This window comes from Leptothrix discophora, from assembly GCF_030705305.1.
In the GTDB taxonomy this organism is placed as follows: Bacteria; Pseudomonadota; Gammaproteobacteria; order Burkholderiales; family Burkholderiaceae_C; genus Sphaerotilus; species Sphaerotilus discophorus.
The window spans coordinates 137,152-163,980 of sequence record NZ_JAUZEE010000006.1 but is presented as its reverse complement, the minus strand read 5'-3'; the positions used below and the strand labels follow the sequence as shown (position 1 = coordinate 163,980).

The 26,829-nt window shown below is 68.5% G+C and carries 22 protein-coding genes and 2 riboswitches; of the genes, 17 read left to right on the top strand and 5 right to left on the bottom strand.

Going from position 1 to position 26,829, the window contains the following annotated elements:
* Positions 1-179 precede the first annotated feature (179 nt).
* Both fabA and fabB read left to right on the top strand, forming a co-directional pair.
* Positions 180-725, top strand: a complete 546-nt coding sequence (gene fabA, locus Q8X39_RS12690; protein ID WP_305750188.1) for a 3-hydroxyacyl-[acyl-carrier-protein] dehydratase FabA — start codon at positions 180-182, stop codon at positions 723-725.
* Positions 725-1,939, top strand: a complete 1,215-nt coding sequence (gene fabB, locus Q8X39_RS12685) for a beta-ketoacyl-ACP synthase I (RefSeq protein ID WP_305750050.1) — start codon at positions 725-727, stop codon at positions 1,937-1,939. The genes fabA and fabB overlap by 1 nt, the downstream gene beginning before the upstream one ends.
* A gap of 69 nt (positions 1,940-2,008) precedes the next feature.
* On the opposite strand, the gene Q8X39_RS12680 is transcribed toward fabB, so the two are convergent.
* Complete coding sequence (locus tag Q8X39_RS12680) at positions 2,009-2,944, bottom strand: LysR family transcriptional regulator (protein WP_305750049.1); 936 nt, start codon at positions 2,942-2,944, stop codon at positions 2,009-2,011.
* Positions 2,945-3,098: 154 nt separating this feature from the next.
* Here Q8X39_RS12680 and Q8X39_RS12675 point away from each other — a divergent pair, with 154 nt between their 5' ends.
* The 9 genes from Q8X39_RS12675 to ypfH all read left to right on the top strand — a co-directional run bounded on the left by Q8X39_RS12675 (position 3,099) and on the right by ypfH (position 13,462).
* Complete coding sequence (locus tag Q8X39_RS12675; RefSeq protein WP_305750048.1) at positions 3,099-3,383, top strand: DUF1127 domain-containing protein; 285 nt, start codon at positions 3,099-3,101, stop codon at positions 3,381-3,383.
* Between the two features lie 31 nt (positions 3,384-3,414).
* The gene (gene tgt, locus Q8X39_RS12670; protein WP_305750047.1) at positions 3,415-4,587 is read left to right on the top strand and encodes a tRNA guanosine(34) transglycosylase Tgt; all 1,173 of its coding nucleotides are present in this window, start codon (positions 3,415-3,417) and stop codon (positions 4,585-4,587) included.
* Positions 4,588-4,626: 39 nt separating this feature from the next.
* Entirely contained in the window at positions 4,627-5,268 is a 642-nt protein-coding gene (locus tag Q8X39_RS12665) for an SGNH/GDSL hydrolase family protein (protein ID WP_305750046.1), read from the top strand.
* 106 nt (positions 5,269-5,374) lie between these two features.
* Entirely contained in the window at positions 5,375-6,409 is a 1,035-nt protein-coding gene (locus tag Q8X39_RS12660; RefSeq protein WP_305750045.1) for a recombination-associated protein RdgC, read from the top strand.
* A gap of 41 nt (positions 6,410-6,450) precedes the next feature.
* A riboswitch (glycine riboswitch) is annotated at positions 6,451-6,592 on the top strand.
* Positions 6,593-6,602: 10 nt separating this feature from the next.
* Positions 6,603-6,726, top strand: a riboswitch (glycine riboswitch).
* Between the two features lie 61 nt (positions 6,727-6,787).
* Positions 6,788-7,918 (top strand): glycine cleavage system aminomethyltransferase GcvT, encoded by a 1,131-nt coding sequence (gcvT, locus tag Q8X39_RS12655; protein WP_305750044.1) that lies wholly within the window; start codon positions 6,788-6,790, stop codon positions 7,916-7,918.
* Positions 7,919-8,038: 120 nt separating this feature from the next.
* Complete coding sequence (gene gcvH, locus Q8X39_RS12650) at positions 8,039-8,413, top strand: glycine cleavage system protein GcvH (RefSeq protein ID WP_305750043.1); 375 nt, start codon at positions 8,039-8,041, stop codon at positions 8,411-8,413.
* 66 nt (positions 8,414-8,479) lie between these two features.
* Entirely contained in the window at positions 8,480-11,416 is a 2,937-nt protein-coding gene (gene gcvP / locus Q8X39_RS12645) for an aminomethyl-transferring glycine dehydrogenase (RefSeq protein WP_305750042.1), read from the top strand.
* Positions 11,417-11,551: 135 nt separating this feature from the next.
* Complete coding sequence (locus Q8X39_RS12640) at positions 11,552-12,601, top strand: threonine aldolase family protein (protein ID WP_305750041.1); 1,050 nt, start codon at positions 11,552-11,554, stop codon at positions 12,599-12,601.
* Positions 12,602-12,718: 117 nt separating this feature from the next.
* Positions 12,719-13,462, top strand: a complete 744-nt coding sequence (ypfH, locus tag Q8X39_RS12635; protein ID WP_305750040.1) for an esterase — start codon at positions 12,719-12,721, stop codon at positions 13,460-13,462.
* Positions 13,463-13,541: 79 nt separating this feature from the next.
* On the opposite strand, the gene Q8X39_RS12630 is transcribed toward ypfH, so the two are convergent.
* The 4 genes from Q8X39_RS12630 to Q8X39_RS12615 are packed head-to-tail and all read right to left on the bottom strand — an operon-like array spanning position 13,542 to position 18,191.
* A complete protein-coding gene (locus Q8X39_RS12630) occupies positions 13,542-15,323 on the bottom strand; it encodes an IlvD/Edd family dehydratase (protein ID WP_305750039.1) in 1,782 nt (593 codons plus the stop codon).
* Entirely contained in the window at positions 15,320-16,237 is a 918-nt protein-coding gene (locus Q8X39_RS12625; RefSeq protein WP_305750038.1) for an SMP-30/gluconolactonase/LRE family protein, read from the bottom strand. The genes Q8X39_RS12630 and Q8X39_RS12625 overlap by 4 nt, the downstream gene beginning before the upstream one ends.
* The gene (gene xylB, locus Q8X39_RS12620) at positions 16,234-16,995 is read right to left on the bottom strand and encodes a D-xylose 1-dehydrogenase (RefSeq protein WP_305750037.1); all 762 of its coding nucleotides are present in this window, start codon (positions 16,993-16,995) and stop codon (positions 16,234-16,236) included. The genes Q8X39_RS12625 and xylB overlap by 4 nt, the downstream gene beginning before the upstream one ends.
* Positions 16,996-17,027: 32 nt before the next feature.
* The gene (locus tag Q8X39_RS12615) at positions 17,028-18,191 is read right to left on the bottom strand and encodes a fumarylacetoacetate hydrolase family protein (RefSeq protein ID WP_305750036.1); all 1,164 of its coding nucleotides are present in this window, start codon (positions 18,189-18,191) and stop codon (positions 17,028-17,030) included.
* A 238-nt stretch (positions 18,192-18,429) separates the two neighbouring features.
* Here Q8X39_RS12615 and Q8X39_RS12610 point away from each other — a divergent pair, with 238 nt between their 5' ends.
* The 6 genes from Q8X39_RS12610 to Q8X39_RS12585 all read left to right on the top strand — a co-directional run bounded on the left by Q8X39_RS12610 (position 18,430) and on the right by Q8X39_RS12585 (position 26,773).
* Positions 18,430-18,927: a hypothetical protein gene (locus Q8X39_RS12610; protein WP_305750035.1), complete on the top strand. Its 498-nt coding sequence runs from the start codon at positions 18,430-18,432 to the stop codon at positions 18,925-18,927.
* 327 nt (positions 18,928-19,254) lie between these two features.
* The gene (locus tag Q8X39_RS12605; RefSeq protein WP_305750187.1) at positions 19,255-22,341 is read left to right on the top strand and encodes a type I restriction endonuclease subunit R; all 3,087 of its coding nucleotides are present in this window, start codon (positions 19,255-19,257) and stop codon (positions 22,339-22,341) included.
* 16 nt (positions 22,342-22,357) lie between these two features.
* The gene (locus Q8X39_RS12600; RefSeq protein WP_305750034.1) at positions 22,358-22,891 is read left to right on the top strand and encodes a DUF1016 N-terminal domain-containing protein; all 534 of its coding nucleotides are present in this window, start codon (positions 22,358-22,360) and stop codon (positions 22,889-22,891) included.
* Positions 22,888-24,150, top strand: a complete 1,263-nt coding sequence (locus Q8X39_RS12595) for a restriction endonuclease subunit S (protein ID WP_305750033.1) — start codon at positions 22,888-22,890, stop codon at positions 24,148-24,150. The genes Q8X39_RS12600 and Q8X39_RS12595 overlap by 4 nt, the downstream gene beginning before the upstream one ends.
* Positions 24,147-25,148, top strand: a complete 1,002-nt coding sequence (locus Q8X39_RS12590; RefSeq protein WP_305750032.1) for a virulence RhuM family protein — start codon at positions 24,147-24,149, stop codon at positions 25,146-25,148. The genes Q8X39_RS12595 and Q8X39_RS12590 overlap by 4 nt, the downstream gene beginning before the upstream one ends.
* A complete protein-coding gene (locus tag Q8X39_RS12585) occupies positions 25,145-26,773 on the top strand; it encodes a type I restriction-modification system subunit M (RefSeq protein ID WP_305750031.1) in 1,629 nt (542 codons plus the stop codon). The genes Q8X39_RS12590 and Q8X39_RS12585 overlap by 4 nt, the downstream gene beginning before the upstream one ends.
* The last annotated feature ends 56 nt before the right edge of the window (positions 26,774-26,829 follow it).

The window sequence follows — 26,829 nt, the reverse complement described above, 5'->3', positions numbered from 1 at the left end:
ACGCGAAGGGCTGTCACAGAGCGCCCCGGAAGACCGAAAATCGCCGATCGCGCAAGCTACAGTCGCGTCCTGAACAAAGCGTCCCCCTTGAAGCCCTGAAGCCGGCAGGTCCCGCGAGACCGGCCGGCCCACCCGAAGCGCCGACCACCATGAATGCACCCCAAATGCCGTCCACAGGCATGCCCGCCGCCCCTGGCCAGAGCCAGCGAGACCTCGGCCGCCACAGCTACAGCCGCGACGAGCTGCTGGCCTGTGGACGTGGCGAGCTGTTCGGTCCGGGCAATGCCCGCCTGCCCCTGCCCAACATGCTCATGATGGATCGCATCGTCCGCATCGACGACACCGGCGGCGACTTCGGCAAGGGCACCATCGAGGCCGAACTGGACATCGTCCCGGACCTCTGGTTCTTCGGCTGCCACTTCGAGGGCGATCCGGTCATGCCGGGCTGCCTGGGCCTGGATGCCCTGTGGCAACTGGTCGGCTTCTGGCTCGGCTGGCGCGGCAACCCCGGCCGTGGCCGCGCGCTCGGCGCCGGCGAGGTCAAGTTCTTCGGCCAGGTGCTGCCCACGGTCAAGAAGGTCACCTACCGCCTGGACCTCAAGCGCGTCATCGAACGCAAGCTGGTGATGGGCATCGCCGACGGCCGCATGTACGCGGACGGCCGCGAGATCTACTCCGCCACCGACCTGAAGGTCGGTCTGTTCACCTCGACGGAAGACTTCTGATGCGCCGCGTCGTCGTCACCGGATACGGCATCGTCTCGAGCATCGGCAACAACGCCGACGAGGTGCTCGACAGCCTGCGCGAGGGCCGCTCCGGCCTGACGTTCAACCCCGCCTATGCCGAGAAGGCCATGCGCTCGCAGGTCAGCGGTCGCCCGACGCTGGACCTCGAGGCCACGATCGACCGCCGCACCATGCGCTTCATGGGCGACGCGGCGGCCTACTCCTACGTGTCGATGCAGCAGGCGATCGCGCATGCCGGGCTGACGCCGGAGCAGGTTTCCAACCCGCGCACCGGCCTGGTCGCCGGCTCGGGCGGTGCGTCCAGCCTGAACCAGGTCTGGGCCGCCGACACGCTGCGCGCCAAGGGCATCAAGCGGGTCGGCCCCTTCATGGTCACGCGCACGATGGGCAGCACGGTCTCGGCCTGCCTGGCCACGCCGTTCGGCATCAAGGGCGTGAACTACTCGATCACCTCGGCCTGCTCGACCAGCGCCCACTGCATCGGCCATGCCGCGCAGCTGATCGCCTGGGGCAACCAGGACGTCGTCTTCGCCGGCGGCGGCGAGGAGGAGAGCTGGGAGCTGTCGCTGCTGTTCGACGCGATGGGCGCGATGTCCAGCTCGTACAACGAGACGCCGGCCAGCGCCTCGCGCGCCTTCGACGTCTCGCGCGACGGCTTCGTGATCGCCGGCGGCGGCGGCATGATGGTGCTGGAGTCGCTGGAACATGCCCAGGCCCGTGGCGCGAACATCCTGGCCGAGCTGGTCGGCTTCGGTGCCACCTCGGACGGCCACGACATGGTGGCGCCGTCCGGCGAAGGCGCGGTGCGCTGCATGCAGCAGGCGCTGGCCACGGTGAAGACGCCGGTCGACTACATCAACGCGCACGGCACCTCGACGCCGGTGGGCGACCTGGCCGAGCTGGGCGCGGTCAGGCAGGTCTTCGGCGACAGCATCCCCGCGATCAGCTCGACCAAGTCGCTGACCGGCCACTCGCTCGGCGCGGCCGGCGTGCAGGAGGCGATCTACTCGCTGCTGATGCTGCGCAACGACTTTGCCGCCGCCTCGGCCCACATCGAGAACCTCGATCCGGCCGCCGATGGCCTGCCGATCCTGCGCGAGCGCCGCGACGCGCCGATGCACACGGTGCTGTCCAACAGCTTCGGCTTCGGCGGCACCAACGCGACGCTGGTGTTCTCGAAGTTCACCGACTGAGCAACAAGCCGCCGGTCGACGACCAACGGGGCCTGCGGGCCCCGTTCTTCATGGGGATCGCCGATCCGCTCAGGCGACCGACGCGAAGCCGCGCAGCGTCTCCAGCACCTGCCGGGTGGCGGCATCGAGCTGGCCTTCGGGCCGATGCGCCAGCGCCAGCTCGCGCGGCAGCGGCGGATCGAGCGGGCGCAGCTGCATCGGCATGTTCGACGGGCTGTGGGCCAACGGCATGCCGTCCGGGCCGAGCGCGGGCGCGCCGTCGGGCACCCATTCGGCCGGCAGCACGGCCGCACCGTAGCCGGCCGAGACCAGGCTCTTGATCGCCTCGTTGTAGTTCAGCTCGATGCGGGCGCGCGGCTGCAGGCCGGCACGGGCAAACCAGCCGAGCGCGAGCTTCTGCGTCAGCGTGGCCGAGCCGTTGGCGATCATCGGCCGCTCGGCCAGCCAGTCCGGCGTGACGACCTCGGGCGCGTCCCAGCCCGGCGGGATGAAGGCCAGCATCAGGTCGCGTCGCCAGGGGCTCAGCACCAGCTCGGATTCGGCCGGCTGCGGCATCGCGACGATGCCCAGGTCCAGCGTGCGGGCGCGCAGCCGGCCGACGGTCTCGATCGAGCCGAGGATGCTGACCTCCACGTCGATCTCCGGCGCCCGCTCGGCCAGCCGCGCCAGCACATGCGGCAGCAGGTAGACCAGCACGCCGGTCGAGGTCGCCAGGCTGACCTTGCCGGCCAGGCCGTGGGCGCTGCGGCGGACCTGCTCCTCGGCATCGTCGGCGTCCTTGAGCAGGCGCCGTCCGCGTTCGACCAGCAGCGCGCCGGCGGCGGTCGGCACGGCCCCGCGGGAACCCCGTTCCAGCAGGCTGGCGCCGAGCCGCTGTTCCAGCTCGCGGATGTGCAGGCTGACCGTCGGCGGCGCCAGGTGCAGCGCCTGCGAGGCGGCCGCGAAGGTGCCCAGGTCGGCGATGGTGACCAGCGTGCGCAGCTGGTCGAGGTTCAGGTGGCGCATGGCGAGGGTCGGGTCTGACGTCAGGAAAGCTGATCATAGGCGTCAGCACATTCAACTTTTCAGACAGCTTGCCGCCCCGCACCATCGAGGCTCCCGAGACGACGACACCCCACCCACCACCGACCACCCGACCGACCCGACACCGGAGCCCGCCATGACCGCCGCCACCCTCGTCACCCTCGCCGCCGGCCTGGGCAGCCTGCCCGCCGCCTTCCCCGGCGACGCCAGCACGCACCAGTTCCGCCGCGCCGCGCGCCACCTGCAGGCCGCCGCGCTGGCCCTGTTCGCGGCGCTGGCCAGCCTGCGCGCCGAGTCGGCCCGGCGTCGCGCCGACCGGGCCGTGCTGATGGCGATGGATGCCCACGAGCTGCGCGACCTGGGCATCGGCCGCGGCGAGATCGCGTCCTGGACGGCGACGCGCCCGGCACGTCGGCCGTGAGAACGGCGGGCGGGCTGAGACAATCCCGCCCATGCTGAACTTCGAACTCCTGGGCACCGAAGGCCACGCCCGCCGCGGCCGACTGACGCTCAACCACGGCGTCGTCGAGACGCCGATCTTCATGCCCGTGGGCACCTACGGCACCGTCAAGGGCGTGATGCCGCGTGACCTGGAAGCCATGGGCGCCCAGATCATCCTGGGCAACACCTTCCACCTGTGGATGCGTCCCGGCCTGGACGTGATGGCCCAGTTCGGCGGCCTGCACCGCTTCGAGACCTGGGAGCGGCCGATCCTGACCGACTCCGGCGGCTTCCAGGTCTGGTCGCTGGGCGACATGCGCAAGATCAGCGAGGAAGGCGTGCGCTTCGCCTCGCCGGTCAACGGCGACAAGCTGTTCCTGACCCCCGAGGTCAGCATGCAGATCCAGACGGTGCTCAACAGCGACATCGTCATGCAGTTCGACGAGTGCACGCCCTACTGGCAGGGCGCCAAGGGCGTCGGCCACATCACCACCGAGAAGGAAGCGCGCGAGTCGATGGAACTGAGCCTGCGCTGGGCGGGGCGTTCCCAGGCCGAGTTCGCGCGGCTGGCCAACCCGAACGCGCTGTTCGGGATCGTGCAGGGCGGCATGTTCGAGCACCTGCGGCAGGAATCGCTGGACGCGCTGGTCGCGCTGGACCTGCCCGCCTACGCGATCGGCGGCGTGAGCGTCGGCGAGCCCAAGGACGAGATGCTGCGCATCATGGCCCACACGCCGCACCGCCTGCCGGCCCACAAGCCACGCTACCTGATGGGCGTGGGCACGCCCGAGGACCTGGTCGACGGCGTGGCCTGCGGCGTCGACATGTTCGACTGCGTCATGCCGACCCGCAACGCCCGCAACGGCCACCTGTTCACGCGCTACGGCGACCTGAAGATCCGCAACGCCCGCCACAAGACCGACGAGCGCCCGATCGACGAGACCTGCGCCTGCCACGCCTGCGCCGGCACGACCGATGCGTCGGGCAAGACCACCGGCGGCTTCAGCCGCGCCTACCTGCACCACCTCGACCGCTGCGGCGAGATGCTCGGCCCGATGCTGGCCAGCATCCACAACCTGCACTACTACCTGAACCTCATGCGCGAGGTCCGCGAGGCGCTCGACCAGGGCCGCTTCGAGGCCTTCCGTGCCCAGTTCAAGGCGGATCGGGCACGCGGCGTCTGACCCCCCGTCGTGCCTTCCACCGTTGATGAAAGCCCCACCATGAAGACCCTGCTCTGCTACGGCGACTCCAACACCTGGGGCAGCGACCCGGTCACCGGCTCGCGCCTGCCGCCGGGCCTGCGCTGGACCGGCCGGCTGGCGGCCGCGCTGGCGCCCTCGGTGCAGGTGGTCGAGGAGGGCCTGCCCGGTCGCACCACCGTGCTGGAGGACCCGATCGAGGGCATCACCGTGGCGATGTCCGGCGCGAGCTACCTGCGGCCCTGCCTGGCCTCGCACCGGCCGATCGACGCGGTGCTGCTGATGCTCGGCACCAACGACCTCAAGGCGCGCTTCCGGCTGTCGCCCTTCGAGATCGCGCAGGGCCTGGCGCAGCTGGTGCGGATGATCCAGGGCAGCGCCTCGGGCCCGAACGGCCGCGCGCCGGACATCGTGCTGGTCGCGCCGACGCCCATCCTCGAGGTCGGCGGCCTGGGCGAGCTGTTCGCCGGCGGGGCCGAGAAGTCGCGCCGCCTGGCCGGCCACGTCGCCGACGTCGCCCATGCCCACGGCTGCACCTACGTCGACGGCGCGACGCTCTGGTCGGTCAGCCCGGTCGACGGCATCCACTTCGACGCCAACGCGCACGCCGCCTTTGCCAGCGGCATCGAGCCGGTGCTGCGCGGACTGCCGGCGCTGCGCTGAGTCCGGGCCGGACGACCTCGCCGTCGTCGCCGGGACACCTCCCCATCACCGCCGCCGCGTGCGCCCGCCGCGCACCGGCTGGCCCATGCCGAAAGTCATTTTTGCGATGTTCAAGAACCTGCTGATCTACCGCCTGGCCGAGACCTGGCAACCCGACCTGGCCGCGCTGCAGGAGGCGGCCGACGCCGCCACCTTCATCCCCTGCGGCGCGACGCAGCCGATCTCGGCCGGCTGGGTCGCCCCGCGCGGGCGTGCCCACGGCACGCTGGTCGAGCCGGTCGGCGGCCACTGGCTGATGCGGCTGATGGTCGAGCAGAAGGTGCTGCCCGGTTCGGTCGTCAAGCGCCGCATCGACGAGATGGCCGAGCGCATCGAGGCCGACACCGGCCGCAAGCCCGGCAAGAAGCAGCGCAAGGACATGAAGGACCAGGCCCAGCTGGAGCTGCTGCCGCAGGCCTTCACCCGGCAGATCGGCCTGCCGGTCTGGATCGCGCCGGAACAAGGCCTGCTGATGATCGACGCGGCCAGCACGGCCCGCGCCGACGAGGTCATCACCTTGCTGACCAAGGGCCTGGCCGGCTTCTCGATCGAGCCCATCCACACCGCGCTGGCGCCGTCCACCGCGATGGCCGGCTGGCTGCTGGCCGGCGCGACGCATGCGGCGGATGGCGAGCCGCCCGAGGCCGCGATCGAGCCGCCGGCCGTCTTCACGATCGACCGCGACTGCGAGCTGAAGGCACCCGACGAGTCCAAGTCGGTGGTGCGCTATGCCCGTCACCCGCTCGACACCGACGAGGTCCGCAGCCACATCGAGCAGGGCAAGCGCCCGACCCGCCTGGCGCTGACCTGGAACGGCCGCGTGTCCTTCATGCTGACCGAGCAGATGGTGCTCAAGAAGATCGAGTTCCTGGACGGCGTCCACGAGGGCCAGCCGACGGGCAACAGCCGTGATGCCGACGAGGCCTTCGATGCCGATGCGGCCATCGCCACCGGCGAGCTGATCCGGCTGATCCCGGACCTGCTGGACGCGCTCGGCGGCGAGCAGCAGCCGGGCCTGTACGCGCCGGTCGACGCGCCTGCCGCGTTGCCGCCACGCCTGCCGGACACCCCCGCCAGCGACGAGCCGCCGCCCTGGGAATGAGCCCGGCGAGGCCCTGACAGGCCAGGGAGCCTGGGCTACACTGGCCGCCGCCAGGAGAGAGCCGCCGCCCTGCAGGTCCGATCAACACGGACGAATCTGCAGGACGGGCCGGCCGCCGAAGGCGCAGAGTCCGGTCCAGCAGCCGGTGCTCGAACGCTCAGGCAAAAGGACTGGCCAACGTCTCCGCAAGAGACGTCACCTCACTGGAGAGAGACCGCCGCGGCCCTGCCGCGATGCGGTCCACCGAAGGGGCAAGCGGCCCGGCGGCACAACCGCCGGCCGTCAATCTCTCAGGTAAAGCGGACAGCGAGGGCACACCCGCCGACCCAGGTCGACGGGTCCGGATGGCGCCCCATCCCCCTGCCCTCGGAGCCCACGATGTCCGCCGACACCTCCACGTCCGCCCTGCTGCAAACCCCGCTGCACGACCTGCACCTCGAACTCGGTGCCCGCATGGTCCCGTTCGCCGGCTACGCGATGCCGGTCAACTACCCCGCCGGCATCCTGGCCGAGCACCGCCAGTGCCGCGAATCGGCCGCGCTGTTCGACGTCTCGCACATGGGCCAGCTGCGCCTGGTCGGCGAGGACGCCGCCCGGGCGCTCGAAAGCCTGGTGCCGGTCGACGTGGTCGACCTGGGCGTGGGCCGCCAGCGCTACGGCTACTTCACCAACCCGACCGGCGGGCTGCTGGACGACCTGATGATCACGCGCCGAGCCGACGACCTGTTCCTGGTCGTCAACGCCGGCTGCAAGGACGCCGACACGCGCCATCTGATCACCCACATCGGCCACCGCTGCCAGGTGATCCCGATGCCCGAGCGCGCGCTGCTCGCGCTGCAGGGCCCGAAGGCGGTCGACGCGCTGGCCCGCATCAACGCCGGCGTCGCCTCGCTGACCTTCATGACCGGCGGCCACTACGCGCTGGCCGGTGCCGACTGCTACGTGACCCGCTCGGGCTACACCGGCGAGGACGGCTTCGAGATCTCCGTGCCAGCGACCCACGCGATCGCGCTGGCCCGCACGCTGCTCGCCCAGGGCGAGGTCCAGCCGGCCGGCCTGGGCGCGCGCGACACCTTGCGCCTGGAGGCCGGCCTGTGCCTCTACGGCCACGACATCCACGCCGCCACCTCGCCGATCGAGGCCGGCCTCGGCTGGGCGATCCAGAAGGTGCGCCGCCCCGGTGGCGCGCGCGCCGGCGGCTACCCCGGTGCCTCGGTGATCGAGGGCCAGCTGACCCAGGGCGTGACCCACAAGCGCGTCGGCCTGGTCGGCCTGGAACGCGTCCCGGTGCGCGAGGGCGCCACCGTGCACGACGCCCAGGGCCGCAAGCTCGGCACCGTCACCAGCGGCACCACTGGACCGAGCGTCAACCAGCCCATCGCGATGGCCTACGTGGCGGCCAACCACGCCGCGCCCGGCAACACGCTGCACGCCGAGGTGCGTGGCAAGCGCCTGCCGATGAAGGTCGTGGCGATGCCCTTCGCGCCGCACCGATACTTCCGGGGTTGAGCGACGCCCGGGCGGGCCGTCGCTCGGCCCGACCCGCGACCGGTGCGCGCCGTGCGCCGCACCGGTCGCCCTTGTCCACGTTCCAGACACCTTCTTGTCCTCTGCTTCCAGGAGCCACACATGCCTCTCCAGTTCACCTCCGACCACGAATGGATCGACGCCGCCAACCCCAGCGCGGCCGTGGTCGGCATCACCATGCATGCGCAGGACGCGCTCGGTGACGTAGTTTTCGTCGACCTGCCCGCCGTCGGTGCGACCTTCGCCAAGGGCGAGGTCGCCGGCGTGGTCGAGTCGGTCAAGGCGGCCGCCGACCTGTATGCGCCCGTCAGCGGCGAGGTGGTCGAGGTCAACGAGGCGCTGCGCGCCGATCCGGCCCTGGCCAACAGCGATCCGCTGGCTTTGGGCTGGTTCTTCAAGGTCAAGCTGAGCAACCCGGCCGAACTCGCCGGCCTGCTCGACCAGACCGGCTACGACGACCTGCTCAAGACGCTCTGATCGCCCGCCCGGACCGCCGCGCCTGAGGGCCGCGGTCCGGCCGCCTCCCCCTTCACCGCCGCCACCATGCCCGCCCAGCATCCCCGCACCACCCCGGTCAGCCTGACCGCGCTCGAGAACCCCGCCGAATTCACCGCCCGCCACATCGGCCCCGATGCCGCCGACGAGCAGCACATGCTGTCGGTCATCGGCAGCGCCAGCCGGGCCGCGCTGATCGACGCGATCGTGCCGGCGAGCATCCGCCGCGCCGCCGCGATGGACCTGCCACCGCCCGCCTCCGAGGCCGCCGCGCTGGCCGAGCTGAAGGCGCTGGCCAGCCGCAACCGCGTGCTGCGCAGCTTCATCGGCCAGGGCTACCACGGCACCCACACGCCCGGCGTCATCCTGCGCAACATCCTCGAGAACCCGGCCTGGTACACCGCCTACACGCCCTACCAGGCCGAGATCAGCCAGGGCCGGCTGGAGGCGCTGGTCAACTTCCAGACCCTGGTCTGCGACCTGACCGGCATGGCGATCGCCAACGCCTCGATGCTGGACGAGTCCACCGCCGCCGCCGAGGCGATGACGCTGGCGCGCCGCAGCGCCAAGGCCAAGGGCAACACCTTCATCGTCGCGGGCGACTGCCACCCGCAGACGATCGAGGTGATCCAGACCCGCGCCCGGCCGCTCGGCCTGGTCGTCAAGCTGGCCAACTCGGCCGCCGAATGGGATGCCGCGCTGGCCGGCGACGACTACTTCGCCGTGCTGGCCCAGTACCCCAGCACCAGCGGCCGCATCGACGACCTGCGTGCCGACGTCGAGCAGGTCCATGCCCGCTCGGCCGCCTTCATCGTCGCGGCCGACATCCTGGCGCTCACGCTGCTGGTGCCGCCGGGCGAATGGGGTGCCGACATCGTCGTGGGCAGCACCCAGCGCTTCGGCATGCCGATGGGCGCGGGCGGCCCGCATGCGGCCTTCATGGCCTGCCGCGACGACTTCAAGCGCTCGATGCCGGGCCGCCTGGTCGGCGTCAGCATCGACAGCCACGGCGCACCGGCCTACCGGCTGGCGCTGCAGACCCGCGAGCAGCACATCCGGCGCGAGAAGGCGACCTCCAACATCTGCACCGCGCAGGTCCTGCCGGCCGTCGTCGCGAGCATGTACGCGGTCTACCACGGCCCCGAGGGCCTGACGCGCATCGCCACCCGCGTGGCCGCCTACGCCGCCGTGCTGGCGCGCGGGCTGGAACAGCTGGGTCATGCGCTGAGCCACCCGAGCGCCTTCGACACCCTGTGCCTGCACACCGGCGCACGCACCGCCGAACTGGCCGCCAAGGCCGTCGCGGCCGGCGCCAACCTGCGCATCTACTGGGGCGAATACCTCTGCATCGCGCTGGACGAGACCACCACCCGCGAGGACCTCGCGCTGCTGTGGGGCGTGTTCGCCGCGCCGGGCCAGTCGCTGCCCAGCGTCGAGGCGATCGAGCGCGAGGGCATCGAGCTGCGCATCCCCACCGCGCTGCGCCGCCACAGCGCCTTCCTGACGCACCCGGTCTTCAACAGCCACCACAGCGAGACCGAGATGCTGCGCTACATCCGCAGCCTGTCGGACAAGGATCTGGCGCTCGACCGCAGCATGATCCCGCTGGGCTCCTGCACGATGAAGCTCAACGCGACGGCCGAGATGATCCCGATCACCTGGCCCGAGTTCGCCCAGGTGCATCCCTACGCACCGGCCGACCAGCTGGCCGGCTATGCGCAACTCGATGCGCAGCTGTGCGCCTGGCTGTCGCAGGCCACCGGCTATGCCGGCATCAGCCTGCAGCCCAATGCCGGCTCGCAGGGCGAATACGCTGGCCTGCTGGTGATCCAGGCCTGGCATGCCAGCCGCGGCGACAGCCACCGCGACATCTGCCTGATCCCCGAATCGGCCCACGGCACCAACCCGGCCTCGGCCCAGATGGCCGGCATGCAGGTGGTGGTCACGAAGTGCGATGCCGAGGGCAACATCGACCTGGCCGACCTGCGCGCCAGGTGCGAGCAGCACCGCGATCGCCTGGCCGCGATCATGATCACCTACCCGTCGACCTACGGCGTGTTCGACACCCACGTCGGCGAGATCTGCGCGCTGGTGCATGAGCATGGCGGCCGCGTCTACGTCGACGGCGCCAACATGAACGCGCTGGTCGGCGTGGCCGCACCGGGCCAGTTCGGCGGCGACGTCAGCCACCTCAACCTGCACAAGACCTTCTGCATCCCGCACGGCGGCGGCGGCCCCGGCGTCGGCCCGGTCTGCGTGGTCGAGGACCTGGTGCCCTTCCTGCCGGCGCACCGCAGCGGCGGCCTGGCCGGCACCGGGCAGAACATCGGTGCGGTCAGCGCCGCACCCTTGGGCAATGCGGCGGTGCTGCCGATCAGCTGGATGTACGTTCGCATGATGGGCGCGGCCGGCCTGCAGGCCGCGACCGAGACGGCCATCCTGAGCGCCAACTACGTCGCCGCACGGCTGGCCGACCACTACGACATCCACTTCAGCGGCGGCATCGCCGGCGTCAAGGGTGGCGGCGTGGCGCATGAATGCATCCTCGACCTGCGCCCGCTCAAGGACAGCTCCGGCGTGACCGCCGAGGACGTCGCCAAGCGCCTGATCGACTACGGCTTCCACGCCCCGACGCTGAGCTTCCCGGTCGCCGGCACGCTGATGGTCGAGCCGACCGAGAGCGAGCCACGCGCCGAGCTGGACCGTTTCTGCGACGCCATGATCGCCATCCGCGAGGAGATCCGCCAGGTCGAACGCGGCCTCTGGCCACGCGAGGACAACCCGCTCAAGCATGCCCCGCACACCGCCGCCAGCCTGCTGACCGAGGACTGGCCGCACCCCTACAGCCGCGAGGTCGCCGCCTACCCCGTCGCCAGCCTGCGCCGCGGCAAGTACTGGTCCCCGGTCGGCCGCGTCGACAACGTGCATGGCGACCGCAACCTGTTCTGCAGCTGCGTGCCGGTGGCGGACTACGCAGCGAGCTGATCTCAGCCGTCGAAGGAATCGCATGCTTGCTGAACGTCGATCGCAGCGCCCGCAGGCCGAGCGCCGGGCCGCCCCAAGCCGGCCTGCCATCCCCTCAGGGGATCGGGCGACGTACCCGTCGACCGAGGGGCAGACATGACCCAGCAATTTGCGAGCGACAACTACGCCGGCATGTGCCCCAACGCGGCGCGGTGGTTCCAGGAGGCCACGGCCAGCGGGCATGAGCCGGCCTATGGGGAAGACGGCTGGACGCAGCGGGTGTCGGAGTCGCTGCGCGAGCTGTTCCAGACCGACTGCGACATCTACTTCGTCTTCAACGGCACGGCGGCCAACTCCCTGGCGCTGGCCTCGCTGTGCCAGAGCTACCACTCGGTGATCTGCACCTCGGTGGCGCACATCGAGACCGACGAGTGCGGCGGGCCGGAGTTCTTCTCCAATGGCTCCAAGCTGCTGCTGGCCGATGCCGACAGCGCGGCCGGGCGGCTGGGCAAGCTCACGCCCGATGCGGTCGAGGCGATGGTCACCAAGCGTCGCGACATCCACTACCCCAAGCCCAAGGTCGTCAGCCTCACCCAGGCGACCGAGCTGGGCACGGTCTATTCGATCGAGGAGGTCCGCGCCATCGCCGCGATCGCCAAGCGCCGCCACCTCAAGGTCCACATGGACGGCGCGCGCTTCGCCAACGCGGTGGCCACGCTGGGTTGCCACCCGAGCGACATCACCTGGCGGGCCGGCGTCGACGTGCTGTGCTTCGGTGGCACCAAGAACGGCCTGCCGGTCGGCGAGGCGGTCGTCTTCTTCGACCGCGACCTGAGTGCCGACTTCGCCTGGCGCGTCAAGCAGGCCGGCCAGCTGGCCTCCAAGATGCGCTTCATCTCCGCGCCCTGGCTGGGCCTGCTGGAGAACGACACCTGGCTGGCCAACGCGCGCCAGGCCAACGCGATGGCACAGCGCCTGCATGCGGCGATCCGGGCGCTGCCGGGCGTGCAGGTGCTGCACGAGCCGCAGGCCAACGCGGTGTTCGCGCGCCTGCCGGCTGCGGCGGCCACGGCCTTGCGCGCCAAGGGCTGGCGCTTCTACGAGTTCATCGCCGGCGGCGGCTGCCGCTTCATGTGCGCCTGGGACACCACGCCCGAATCGGTCGACGCCTTCGCGGCCGACATCGCCGCCGCCATCGCAGCGTGAAGGCGGCGTGAAGGCGGCCGGAGCCAGCATCCAGCAACGCTGCATTCAAAGCCGGGCAACCGTGGCGGGCCGGGCGGGCGGGAGAATCCGCTTCGTCCCGATCTTCAGATGACCGCCATGACCACCGATTCGCGCACCGACACCCACACCGCAGACCTCGCCCTGATGCCGCGCACCGGCGCGCCGCGCCAGCTGCTGTTGCTGATGCACGGCGTGGGCGCGAACGCGGCCAACCTGCTGCCGCTGGGCCGCGTGCTGCAGGCCCATTTCCCGGAAGCGGCGGTGATCTCGCTGCAGGGCTACGACCCCTTCGACGGCATGCCGCACGACGGCTCGGCCCGGCAGTGGTTCTCGATCCGCGGCGACGTCGAGGCCGACCGGCCGGCACGCGTCGCCGCCGTGCTGCCACGCTTCGTCGCCGACGTGCGCGCCCACCAGCAGCGCCTGGGCATCGGCGAGGCCGCGACCGCGCTGGTCGGCTTCTCGCAGGGCGCCATCCTGGCGCTCGAAGCCATCGCCGCGAACGACGGCCTGGCCGGCCGCGTGCTGGCCTTCAGCGGCCGCTACGCCAGCCTGCCCGCACAGGCGCCCAAGCTGACCACGCTGCACTTCTTCCATGGCAGCGCCGATCCGGTGATCCCCGTGCGCCACGCGAAGGACGCGATGCAGCACCTGGCCCAGCTCGAAGGCAGCGACGCCACCATCGACATCGCCGAAGGCATCGGCCACGAGCTGCATGCCACGCTGCTGGACTGCGCCCTGCACCGCCTGACCCACCACATCCCGATGCGGACCTGGCAGGCCGCGCTCGGCGGCGTCGCCGCAGCCGCCTCGCCGAACGGCGGCGAGACGCTGCAGTGAGTCGCGTCGGGGCCGGCGCGGCACCCCATGAAGCCGGACGGATGCGCATCTGCGCGGTCCTCCGGTCAGGCTCAAGCCCTCAGTGGTTGTGCCGCGGCGTCACGTCGCTCACCGCCCGGTACTTCAGCGCCAGCTCCATGCAGGCGCCGCTGTCGAGCTGGCCGACGGTCGCGCGGTAGATCTCCTGCCACGGCGTCTGGCTGGGCGGGATGGCCGGCAGGCCGGCCGTGCGGCGGCGCGCGAGTTCCTCGTCTGGCACGAGCATGTCGCAGCGGCCGGCATTCAGGTCGACGCGGATGCGGTCGCCGGTCTGCAGCCAGGCCAGGCCGCCACCTGCCGCCGCCTCGGGCGAGGCGTTGAGGATGGACGGGCTGTCGGACGTGCCCGACTGCCGGCCGTCGCCCAGCGTCGGCAGGCTGGTGATGCCGCGCCGGATCAGCGCATCGGGCGGCTGCATGTTGACCACCTCGGCCGAGCCGGGAAAGCCGATCGGGCCGGCCCCGCGCATGACCAGGATGCAGTCCTCGGCGATCGCCAGCGCCGGGTCGTTGATGCGGGCGTGGTAGTCGTCCGGGCCGTCGAAGACGATGGCGCGGCCCTCGAAGATGCCTTCGGCGCCGGGGCGGCTGAGGTAGCGGCGGCGGAAGTCCGGCGAGATCACGCAGGTCTTCATGATCGCGAAGTCGAACAGGTTGCCGGCCAGCACCAGGAAGCCGGCCTTCTCCATCAGCGGCTGCTCGTAGGGCGTGATGACGTCCGCATCGAGGCTGCGGCGACCCTCGACGTTGGCCGCCAGCGTCTGGCCGGTCACGGTCGCGCAGGCGCCGTCGACCCGGCCGACCCGGATCAGCTCGGCCAGCACCGCCGGCACGCCGCCGGCGCGGTGGAAGCTCTCGCCCAGGTACTTGCCGGCCGGCTGCAGGTTGACCAGCAGGGGGATGTCGTGGGCCTGCTTCCAGTCCTCGGCCGACAGCTCGAAGCCGGCATGGCGGGCCATGGCATGCAGGTGCGGCTGGGCGTTGGACGAGCCGCCCAGCGCCGTCACCGCCGCGATGGCGTTGAGGAAGGACCGCCGGCTGAGGATGCGCGAGGGCCGCAGGTCCTCGTAGGCCATGTCGACGATGCGCCGGCCGGTCGCGTAGGCCATCTGCGCCCGCTCGCGGTAGGGCGCGGGGATGGCCGCGCAGCCCGGCAGCGACAGGCCCAGCACCTCGGCCAGCGCGTTCATGGTCGAGGCCGTGCCCATGGTGTTGCAGTGGCCGGCCGAGGGCGCTGACGCGGCGGCGGCGTCGAGGAACTGTTCCTCGTCGATCTCGCCGGCGGCCAGCTGGCGGCGGCTGCGCCAGATCACCGTGCCGGAGCCGACGCGCTCGCCGTTCATCCAGCCGTCCAGCATCGGCCCGCCCGACAGCACGATGGCCGGCAGGTCGACCGTGCTGGCGGCCATGACGCCGGATGGCGTGGTCTTGTCGCAGCCGGTGGTCAGCACCACCGCGTCCAGCGGGTAGCCGTGCAGGATCTCGACCAGGCCCAGGTAGGCGAGGTTGCGGTCGATCGCGGCGGTCGGGCGGCGGCAGTTCTCGAAGATCGGGTGGACCGGGAATTCGAGCGGGATGCCACCGGCGTCGCGGATGCCGTCCTTGACCCGCTGCGCCAGCTCGACGTGGATGCGGTTGCAGGGCGACAGCTCGCTGCCGGTCTGGGCGATGCCGATGATGGGCCGCCCCGAGCGCAGCTCGGCGGGCGTCAGGCCGTGGTTCATGAAGCGCTCGAGGTAGAGCGCGGTCTGGTCGATGCGATCGGCGTTGGCGAACCATTCGCGCGATCGGAAGGGACGGACAGGGATGCGAGGCTCGGTCATGCAGGGAAGTCCCAGGCGGTCGACGGCAGGCCCGGCGCGGGTGCCGTGAAGGAGAACAGGCCACCGGCCAGCGGCTGCGCGGCGAGATCGACCTCGCCCAGGCCCTTGCGCGCGGTGGTGACGTAGGCGGTGCGCAGGTCGGGGCCGCCGAAAGCGAGCTTGGTGACGTTGGCGCAGGGCAGCGGGACGACGGCCAGCAAGCGGCCATCCGGCGCATAGCGGCGCACGCCCCAGCCGCCGAAGAAGGCGACCCACAGGCAGCCCTCGGCATCGACGCTGCTGCCATCGGGCCAGCCGTGGTCGTCGCCGAAGCGCAGGAACAGCCGCTTGCCCGAGGTCGTGCCATCGGCCGCGAGGTCGAAGGCATGGATCTCGCGGGCCACCGTGTCGGTGTGGTACAGCGTGCGGCCGTCCGGGCTGGTGACCGGGCCGTTGGTGATGCAGATGCCGTCGTCGTGGCGCGTCAGGCGGCCTTGCACGCACGAATACAGCGCGCCGCTGAGCGCGGTCTCGGCATCGTCCATCGATCCGAACCAGAGCCGGCCGGCGGCATCGACGTGGGCATCGTTGAGGCGGTTGCCGGGCCGGTCCTGCTCGAAGCGCAGCAGCGGCCGGCTCTGCCCGTTGCGCGGGTCGAAGGCCCGCAGTTCGCCGGGCAGGCCGATGACCAGTTCACCGCCGGTCGACGACGCACCGCCCTTCGCCGGCAGCGCGAAGCCGGCCTGGCCGGGCAGCGCCCAGGTCTGGCCGCCCTCGGTGCCCGGCACATGGCGGTGCAGCTGGTGGCGCTTGATGTCGACAAACCAGAGGCACGCGTCGGGCACCGACCAGACCGGTCCTTCGCCGAGGGTGGCCGCGAGCGGCCAGACGCAGGTGACGTCCTTTGGAACGTCCCTTGAAAGGCTCGTGTTCATCGCCACCCCGCATCGACGAAGTAGTTGTGGGCCGTGCACATGCGGCCGTCGTCCGAGGCCAGGAACAGCACCATCGCGGCGACGTGTTCCGGGTCCACGCGTTCCTTCAGGCACTGGGCCGCGAGCATGCGGGCCTCCTCGTCCGGGTGGTGCCAGAGCCGGGCCTGGCGCGGCGTGCGGATGCCGCCCGGCACGACGCAGTTGACGCGGATCCTGTCGCCGCCGAGGTCTCGGGCCAGCGCGCGGGTCATGGCCTCGATGCCGCCCTTGGCGGTCTCGTAGATCACCAGGTCGGGCAAGGCCAGGTGCCAGGACACCGAGCCCATGTTGACGATGGACCCGCCGCCGGCGGACCGCATCGACGGCACCACCGCCTGGCTGCAGAACAGCAGGTGGCGCAGGTTGACGGCGATGCGGCGGTCCCAGTACGCGGGCGTGATCTCGGCCAGCGTGTGGCGGTCATCGTTGGCGGCGTTGTTGACCAGCACGTCGACGCCGCCGCTGGTCGCGAGGATCTGCGCGAAGGTCGCGCCGACCTGGTCGAGGTCGGTCAGGTCGCAGTGCAGGAAGCGCGGCGCATGCCTGGCACCCGCCAGGCGCACCGCCAGGGCCTGTGCCTCGTCGTCGCAGATGTCGAGGAAGAAGACCTGGGCGTCCTGCCGCACGAAGGCTTCGACCAGCGCGGCGCCGATGCCGGAGCCGCCGCCGGTGACGACGACGCGCTTGCCGGACAGGCTGGGGTAGATGGCGGTGCTCATGGTTGCTTGTGGGATGAGGTGTCGACGCGTGATCAGGGCTGGCGCAGCAGGCCGCGCGCGGACAGGTTGCGCATCAGCGCGCCCAGGCCCCAGGTCCAGGGCGGCGCCTCGTGGCAGAAGACGACGCGGTTTTCCAGCGCGCCCAAGGCCGGCGAGGCGATGCGCACGCGGTCGCCCGGGTGATGGGTGAAGCCCTGCCCCGGCGCGCCGCGGTCGGCCACCGGCGCGAACAGCGTGCCCAGGAACAGCGCGAAGCCGTCCGGGTACTGGTGGTCGCGGCCACGGGTCTGGCCGACCAGGTCGAGCGGGTCGCGGCTGATCTGGTCCATCGAGCTCTTGCCGTTCAGCACGAAGGCATCCGCACCGTGGACTTCCAGCGTGACCTCGCAGGCCCGCACGTGGTCCAGCGTGTAGTGCGCGTCGAACAGGCGGATGAAGGGCCCGATCGAGCAGGACGCGTTGTTGTCCTTGGCCTTGCCCAGCAGCAGCGCACTGCGGCCCTCGATGTCGCGCAGGTTGACGTCGTTGCCCAGCGCCGCGCCGCGCACCTGGCCCTGGCTGTCGCAGACCAGCACGATCTCCGGCTCGGGGTTGTTCCAGCTCGAATCGGCCCGCACGCCGACGTCCGAGCCCGCGCCCACGGCCGACAGCACCGGGGCCTTGGTGAAGATCTCCGCATCGGGGCCGATGGCGACCTCCAGGTACTGCGACCACAGCCCGTCGGCCTGCAGCGCGGCCTTGAGCCGCTGCGCCGGCTCCGAGCCCGGCTTGACGCCGCGCAGGTCGCCGCCCATGCGCTCGGACAAGGTCGCGCGGATGGCCTGGGCGCGCGCCGCGTCGCCCCGCGCGCGCTCCTCGATGACGCGCTCCAGCGCCGACACCGCGAAGGTCACGCCCGAGGCCTTGACGCACTGCAGGTCCACCGGGGCCAGCAGCCGCACCTTCGGATCGGCGGCCACGTCGGCGACGGTGCCGACGCGCGTGCCGGCCGGCATCGGCGCGCCCGCCGGCAGCGACTCCAGCAGCGCCGACACGGTCGGCGCCACCCGGCTCAGGTCATGCACCTCGCCACCCCGCAGCAGCACCGGCGTCGGGCCGGCGCCGAAGTCCATGCGGCCGAGCAGCAGGGCCCGGTCGGCATCGTCGGGCAGGCAGGCGGACCAGGGGCGCAGGGTGAGGTCGGGGGTGGTGGACATGGTGAGCTCGGGTGTTCGGCAGGGGCGAAGTCTGCCGGGGTGAAGCGGGGGGAGGATGGGAGGCAAAACCCTGAGTCTTGCCCTCCGCACCGCGAAGAGCACGGCGGAATCGGCCAGGGTCTCGGTGGCCTTGGGCGAATCTGGAAAGGGCAGCGGCCATCCGCCGTGACGCGCAAGCGGCAGACCGTGCTGGCTCGGCGATGCCTGTGGCAGGCTCATGCATCCGCGTCAGAAGGAGATGCCCATGAACCCCGCTGACCGAGCGCGATCGGCGAAACGCCGCAGCCCGCCTGTGCTGCGCTGGCCCGTCTCCCTGGTCGCCGCAGGCAAGGCGCTTGCCGCGCTGACCACACTGTCCTGCCTGGTGCTGGCCGGCTTCGTGCTGGTGCAGTGGTTCACCTGGCCGGACGCTGGCTGGGCGCACGTGGGCTGGTTCAGCTTCGCGGTCGTCATGTCAGCCGCCCCTCACCTGACCCTGGACCGCGGCAATGGCTGGGCCATGTTGTGCACCACCGCCATGGGCAGCGCCGGCCTGTGGTTCGCCTGGCAACGCCGCGGCCACAGCGGCCCGCTCACCTGCAAGGCCACCGACACCCTGTGCCACATCGCCGAAGGCATCCGCCTCAGCGCGGGCGAACACGCGGTGATGGCGCTGTTCGGTCTGGCGGGACTGGGCCTGGTGATCGGCGCGGTGAGGTATGCGCTGGTGGCGCGGAGAAGGCGGGACGCGGGCTGAACGGCTGCGGGTGGGATGCGGTCGATGTGGGGGATGGACTGGGTCGGCTGATAACGACCCAGTTCCGACACAAAGCCTATGGACAAGCCTGCCCATGAGCGGCCATTGGCGTTCATTGCGGCTTCTGGCCACGAAACGGATCAGGTACTGCCTTGGATTTTTTCTCCAGCGTGGGTGGCCGGCAAACGCATCCAGCCGATGCCAGGCCAGCTCTCCCCAAAATGGAGGCGCTCAGGACGTCGCACTTCATGGGCCAACGGCCACAATCCGTCCCCGCCCGCTCGTCGCGCAGCCTGTCGGTCCATCGCCTACTCGTTTCGTTACCCCATGCCTTCGTCCAAGTCTGATTACGGTCCGCTATCCGGCGCACCGAGCCCCGTCGTCAAGGAAGAGCACATCGAGTACGGCTTCATCGGCAAACTCCAGAGCCTCAAGTACGAGTACCGCCCCGACATCCGGGACCGCGCCGCGCTGGAACGCAACTTCCGCGAGAAGTTCGAAGCCCTGAACCGGGTCCACCTGTCCGACGGAGAGTTCAGCCGCCTGCTGGACGACATCGTCACGCCCGACGTCTTCACCGCGTCCCGGAAGCTGCGTGAGCGAGAAACATTCACCCGCGACGACGGCACCCCGCTCAACTACACCCTGGTCAACATCAAGGACTGGTGCAAGAACAGCTTCGAGGTTGTCAACCAGCTGCGCATCAACACCGACTACAGCCACCACCGCTACGACGTTCTCATCCTCATCAACGGTGTGCCCTGCGTGCAGATCGAGCTCAAGACGCTGGGCATCAGCCCGCGCCGCGCCATGGAGCAGATCGTTGACTACAAGAACGACCCCGGCAACGGCTACAGCAAGACCCTGCTGTGCTTCCTGCAGCTGTTCATCGTCAGCAACCGCACCGACACCTGGTACTTCGCCAACAACAACGCGCGGCACTTCGCCTTCAACGCCGACGAGCGCTTCCTGCCGATCTACCAGTTTGCCGACGAGGCCAACAAGAAGATCACCCACCTCGACCATTTCGCCGAGGCCTTCTTGCCCAAATGCACGTTGGGCCAGGCCATCAGCCGTGACATGGTGCTGGTGGCCTGCGAACAGAAGCTGCTGGTGATGCGGCCCTACCAGGTGTATGCGGTCAAGGCCATCGTGGAGTGCATCCACCAGAACAGCGGCAACGGCTACATCTGGCATACCACCGGCAGCGGCAAGACGCTCACATCCTTCAAGGCGTCGACACTGTTGAAGGACAACCCCGACATCGAGAAGTGCCTCTTTGTGGTCGACCGCAAGGACCTGGACCGCCAGACCCGCGAAGAATTCAACCGCTTCCAGGAAGGCTGCGTCGAAGAGAACACCAACACCGGCGCGCTGGTGCGGCGCCTGCTGTCAGACGATTACGCCGACAAGGTCATCGTCACCACCATCCAGAAGCTGGGCCTGGCGCTGGACGAGAACAGCAAGCGCAACAAACAACGCAAGAAGAACGACCTCAAGACCTACAAGGAACAGCTTGAACCGCTGAGCGAAAAGCGCATCGTCTTCATCTTCGATGAATGCCACCGCTCGCAGTTTGGCGACAACCACGAGGCCATCAAGACCTTCTTCCCCAAGGCCCAGCTCTTCGGCTTCACCGGAACGCCCATCTTCGAGAAGAACGCCACCGCCAAACAGTTCGAAGGCGAAGAAGGCCAGTTCAAGACCACCGAAGACCTGTTCCAGAAACAGCTGCACGCCTACACCATCACCCACGCGATTGAAGACGCCAACGTGCTGCGCTTCCACGTGGACTACTACAAGCCCGAGGGCCCCAAAAACAAGGTGCCCCCGCCCAAGCCCGGCGAACCGCTGGCCAAGAAAGCCGTGGTCGAAGCCATCCTGGCCAAGCACGACATCGCCACCGCCGGCCGCCGCTTCAACGCCGTGCTGGCCACCGCCAGCATCAACGACGCCATCGAATACCACGGCCTGTTCCACGAACTGCAAATGGCAAAGCAGGCCGCCGACCCGGCCTTCCAGCCGCTGAACATCGCCTGCGTGTTCTCACCCCCGGCCGAAGGCAACCCCGACGTGAAGCAACTGCAGCAGGACCTGCAGCAGGAAAAGGCCGACAACGAGGAAGACCCCGAAGGCAAGAAGGCCGCACTCAAAGCCATCCTGGCCGACTACAACGCCCGCTACGGCACCAACCACCAGATCGGCGAATTCGACCTGTACTACCAGGACGTTCAAAAGCGCATCAAGGACCAGCAATGGCCCAATGCCGACTTCCCCGCTGCCAAGAAGATCGACATCACCATCGTGGTCGACATGCTGCTCACCGGCTTTGACAGCAAGTACCTGAACACGCTGTACGTGGACAAGAACCTCAGGTACCACGGGCTCATCCAGGCCTTCTCGCGCACCAACCGCGTGCTCAACGGCAGCAAGCCCTACGGCAACATCCTCGACTTCCGCCAGCAGCAAGCCAACGTGGACGAAGCCATCGCCCTGTTCTCGGGTGAAAACGCCACCGAGGAAGAACGCAAGATCTGGCTGGTGGACAAAGCCCCCGTGGTCATTGAAAAGCTCGACGCTGCCGTGCAGAAGCTGGCCGACTTCATGCAGACCCAGGGCCTGCCCTGCGCGGCCGAAGCCGTGCCCCAGCTCAAGGGGGACGACGCCCGCGCCGCCTTCATCAAGGCTTTCAAGGAAGTGCAGCGCCTCAAGACCCAGCTGGACCAGTACACCGACCTCACCACCGACAACGCCGCCGCCATCGAAGCCATCCTGCCGCGCGAAGACTTGCAAGCCTTCCGTGGCGTGTACCTCGACACCGCCCAGCGCCTCAAGGCCCAGCAGGGCAAGACCCTGCCCGGCACAGACAACCAAGCCACCGCCGACGAAGTGGACCCGCTCGACTTCGAGTTCGTGCTGTTCGCCAGCGCCGTCATCGACTACGACTACATCATGGGTCTGATGTCCCGCTTCACCCAGCAGGGCACGGGCGGCAGCAGACTCAAGATGAGCCGCGAGCAGCTCATCGGCATCATCGCGGCCGATGCCAAGTTCATGAACGAGCGCGACGACATCGCCGCGTACATCAACACCCTGAAGGCGGGCGAAGGCCTCAGCGAAACCGCCATCCGCGAGGGCTACCTCCGCTTCAAGAAGGAACGCGACAGCGCCGAGCTGGCCACCATCGCCACCCAGCACGGCCTGGCCACCCCCGCCCTGCAAGCCTTTGTGGACCAGACACTGCAACGCCTGATCCTCGACGGCGACGCCCTCAGTGCACTCATGGAACCGCTTCAACTCGGCTGGAAGGCGCGAGCGCAAGCCGAGACCGCACTGATGGCCCAACTGATGCCCCTGCTGAACAAACGCGCCCAGGGGCGCGAGATTTCAGGACTCAGCGCCTATGCGCAGTAAGAAGGCGCCCCTACCCGTGAACAAGCCTTCGGCGCCATCCGTCACACCCGGCGACTTTGATGCGCTGGTGTCCGCCATCGTTCGCATCCATGGCCCATCGCAGACCCTGGCGGCCAAGGCCGTCAACACGAGCCTGACCATGCGCAACTGGCTGATCGGCCACCGCATCGTGGCGTTCGAGCAGCAGGGCAAAGACCGCGCGGCCTATGGCGAAAGGCTCTTGCCCGCCTTGGCCCAGCGCCTGGCGGCGACCGGGCTCAAGCGGGTGGACGCCCGCGAGCTGCGCCGCTGCCGGCTCTTCTACAGCGTGTACCCGCAGATTCGGGAGACGCTGTCTCCCGAATGGCTGGCGGGCGCTGGGGCTGCGGCCTTGCCAGCGGCGCTGGCCGCACCACCAGAGCCCAAACGGGAGTCGGCGTCTCCCACATGGATCCACCACCTGTCCTTCTCGCACCTGGCCGAGCTGTGTGACCTGCCGGACGACACCCAGCACCGCAAGGAAGAGATGGAACGCTTCATCAGCCAGATCAGCCAGGAGGCGGGGGCATGAAGACCAGCGCCATGAAGGACAAAGCCACGAACGCGCTGATTCCGAAGTTGCGGTTTCCGGAGTTTCGGGGAGCAACTGGATGGGAGGTGCGGCCTGGCAATCGTCTATTTGATCAGGTCAGCGACAAAAGCCCGGAGCCAGGCCTCCCGGTGCTGGCAATCACACAAGAGCACGGCGCCATTCCGCGCGACCTGATTGACTACCATGTCTCGGTCAGCGAAAAGAGCATCGAGAGCTACAAAGTCATTCAGGTCGGTGATTTCATCATCAGCCTGCGCTCATTTCAGGGCGGCATTGAATACTCGCAGTACCACGGCATCTGCAGCCCGGCATATGTCATTCTGAGGCGGAGCGCAGCGGGAAGTAACGCCTATTTCAAGCACTACCTGAAGACCGACCGATTCATTCAGATCCTCACAAAGAACCTCGAAGGCCTCCGTGACGGAAAGATGATCAGCTACAAGCAGTTCTCTGAACTGCAGATTCCTGCCCCTGCGCCCGCTGAACAACATAAAGTCGCTGACTGCCTGGATTCCCTGGACGAACTGATCGCCGCGCAACGGCGCAAGGTGGAGGCGCTCAAGACCCACAAAAAAGGGTTGATGCAGCAGCTGTTTCCTCGCGAAGGCGAAACCCAACCGCGCTTACGGTTCCCTGAGTTTCAGGACGCCGGGGAGTGGAAGGAGCGAAAGCTCGGCACCGTTTGCGATATTCAACGTGGCAAGTTCTCCCACCGGCCGCGTAACGATCCAAGGTTTTTCGGTGGCCGATATCCCTTCATCCAAACCGGCGACGTTGTCAAGTCGGGGGGCGGAACTGTCGTTGCGAGCCAGTCCTTGAACGAAGCGGGATTGGCAGTGAGCAAGCTGTTCAAGCCCCCGATTGTGTTGATCACAATCGCTGCAAACATTGGGGACACTGGATTGCTACAGACGGAAGGCTGCTTTACCGACAGCGTGGTCGGCCTCATTTCCAAAAAGGACGTTGTCCCCGTCTTTCTCGAACTCATCATGCGGGGTCAGAAAGAGAACCTGAATAAGGTCGCGACAACAGGGGCACAGAAGAACATCAACAACGAAATCCTGCGTGAAGTCACGGTTCTATTGCCCTCGGTCCCCGAACAACAACGCATCGCCAACTGCCTCGGCAGCCTCGACGCGCTCATCACCACCGCCACACAGACCCTCGACACCCTCAAGACCCACAAGCAGGGCCTGATGCAGCAACTGTTTCCCTCGTCGGAAGACGCTGCAGCATGAACGACCTGATCCTCTACACCACCGAAGACGGTCGCAGCCAGATCAAGCTGCGGGCCGATCTGGGCACGGTCTGGCTCTCGCAGTTGGACATGGCGGAACTGTTTCAGACCAGCAAGCAGAACGTTGCCAAGCACCTGAAGGCCATCTTTGCTGAGCAGGAGTTGAGCGCCGATTCAGTTGTCAACCAACGGTTGACAACTGCCGCCGACGGCAAGAACTACCGGGTGGCGCACTACAACCTCGACGCCATCCTGGCCGTGGGCTACCGGGTGCGTTCGCCGCGCGGCGTGCAGTTCCGCCGCTGGGCGTCCACCGTGCTCAAGGAGTTCTTGACCAAGGGCTTCGTGATGGACGACGAGCGGCTGAAGAACCCGGACGGCCGCCCGGACTACTTCGACGAGATGCTGGCGCGCATCCGGGACATCCGGGCCTCGGAGAAGCGCTTTTATCAGAAGGTGCGCGACCTGTTTGCGCTCTCCAGCGACTACGACAAGACGGACCAGGCCACCCAGCAGTTCTTTGCCACGGTGCAGAACGTGCTGCTGTACGCCGTGACGCAGAAAACGGCGGCCGAACTCATCACGGCTCGGGCCAACCCCGCTGACCCGCACTTTGGCCTGCTGCACTGGAAGGGCACCCAGGTGCGCAAGTCGGACATCGTGGTCGCGAAGAATTACCTGAGCGCCGACGAGATCGACACCCTGAACCGGTTGGTGGTGATCTTTCTGGAAACGGCGGAACTGCGAACCAAGAGCCGGCAAGAAATCCGCATGGCTTTCTGGCGCCAGAGTGTGGACCAGATCATCAGCAGCAACGGCTTCCCGGTGCTCACGCACGCGGGCACGGTCAGCCATGCGCAGATGGAAAGCACCACCCACTCGCTGTACCTGGACTATGACCACCGCCGCAAGCAGCAAGAGGCAGCGCAGGCCGACCAGCAAGACGAGGCCGAGCTGAAGGCGCTGGAAAACACCCTCAAGAATCGCCCGAAGAAATGACCGAAGAAAAACAGAAACAACTGGGCAAGACGCTGTGGGCGATTGCCGACCAGCTGCGCGGCGCGATGGACGCGGACGACTTCCGCGACTACATGCTGTCGTTCCTGTTCCTGCGATACCTGTCGGACAACTACGAGACGGCAGCGAAGAAGGAGCTGGGCAGCGACTACCCGGACATCAGCGAAGACGTGCTGAAGCAGACCGGGGCTAGCACGCCGCTGCAGGTTTGGTATGAAGAGAACCGCGGCGATGTGCCTGCATTCGAGAAGCAGATGCGCCGCAAGGTGCATTACGTCATCCAGCCAGAGCACCTGTGGAGCGCCGTGGCCAACATGGCGCGCACGCAAGACGCGTTTCTGTTGAACACGCTGCAAGAGGGCTTCAAGTACATCGAGACCGAGTCGTTCGAGAGCACCTTCCAGGGCCTGTTCTCCGAGATCGACCTGACCTCGAACAAGCTGGGCAAGGGCTACACCGAGCGCAATGCCAAGCTGTGCACCATCATCCAGAAGATTGCCGAGGGGCTGGCGTCGTTCTCCACCGACGTGGACACGCTGGGCGATGCGTACGAGTACCTGATCGGCCAGTTCGCGGCCGGCTCGGGCAAGAAGGCGGGCGAGTTCTACACGCCGCAGCAGGTGTCAGACGTGCTGTCGGCCATCGTCACGCTGGACAGCCAGGAGCCCAAGACGGGGGTGAGGCCACGGCTGGACAGCGTGATGGACTTTGCCTGCGGCTCGGGCTCGCTGCTGATGAACGTGCGCCGCCGCGTGCAACAGGCAGGGGGCACGATCGGCAAGATCCACGGCCAGGAGAAGAACGTCACCACCTACAACCTGGCGCGCATGAACATGCTGCTGCACGGGGTGAAGGACACGGAGTTCGAGATCTTCCACGGCGACACGCTGGCCAACGAGTGGGACAAGCTGCGCGAGCTGAACCCGGCCAAGCAGCCCAAGTTCGACGCCATCGTGGCCAACCCGCCCTTCAGCCTGCGCTGGGAGCCGGGCGAGGCCATGGCGGACGACGTGCGCTTCAAGAACCACGGCCTGGCGCCCAAGTCGGCGGCGGACTTTGCGTTTCTGCTGCACGGCTTTCACTTCCTGAAGGACGAAGGGGTGATGGCCATCATCCTGCCGCACGGGGTGCTGTTCCGGGGCGGGGCTGAAGAGCGCATCCGCACCAAGCTGCTGAAGGACGGGCACATCGATACCGTCATCGGTCTGCCGTCCAACCTGTTCTATTCCACGGGCATCCCGGTCTGCATCCTGGTGCTGAAGAAGTGCAAGAAGCCGGACGACGTGCTGTTCATCAACGCGGCAGAACACTTCGTCAAAGGCAAGCGCCAGAACCAGCTGACCGACGAGCACATCGCCAAGATCATCAAGACCTACCAGTTCCGTGAGCAAGAGGCGCGCTACTCGCGCCGGGTGGAGATGGCCGAAATCGAGAAGAACGATTTCAACCTGAACATCTCGCGCTACATCAGCACGGCGGTGGGTGAGGCGGAAATCGATCTGGATCGCACACACCAAGCGCTGCTGGATCTCGAGAAGGAGATCGCGGCGGCGAAGGACAAGCACAACGGCTTCTTGAAAGAGCTGGGGTTGAAGCTGTTGCCGTAGGCCTCGTGCGGATGACGACATGAGCTTCCAGAAAGCAGCCGGACCTCATCGACGGT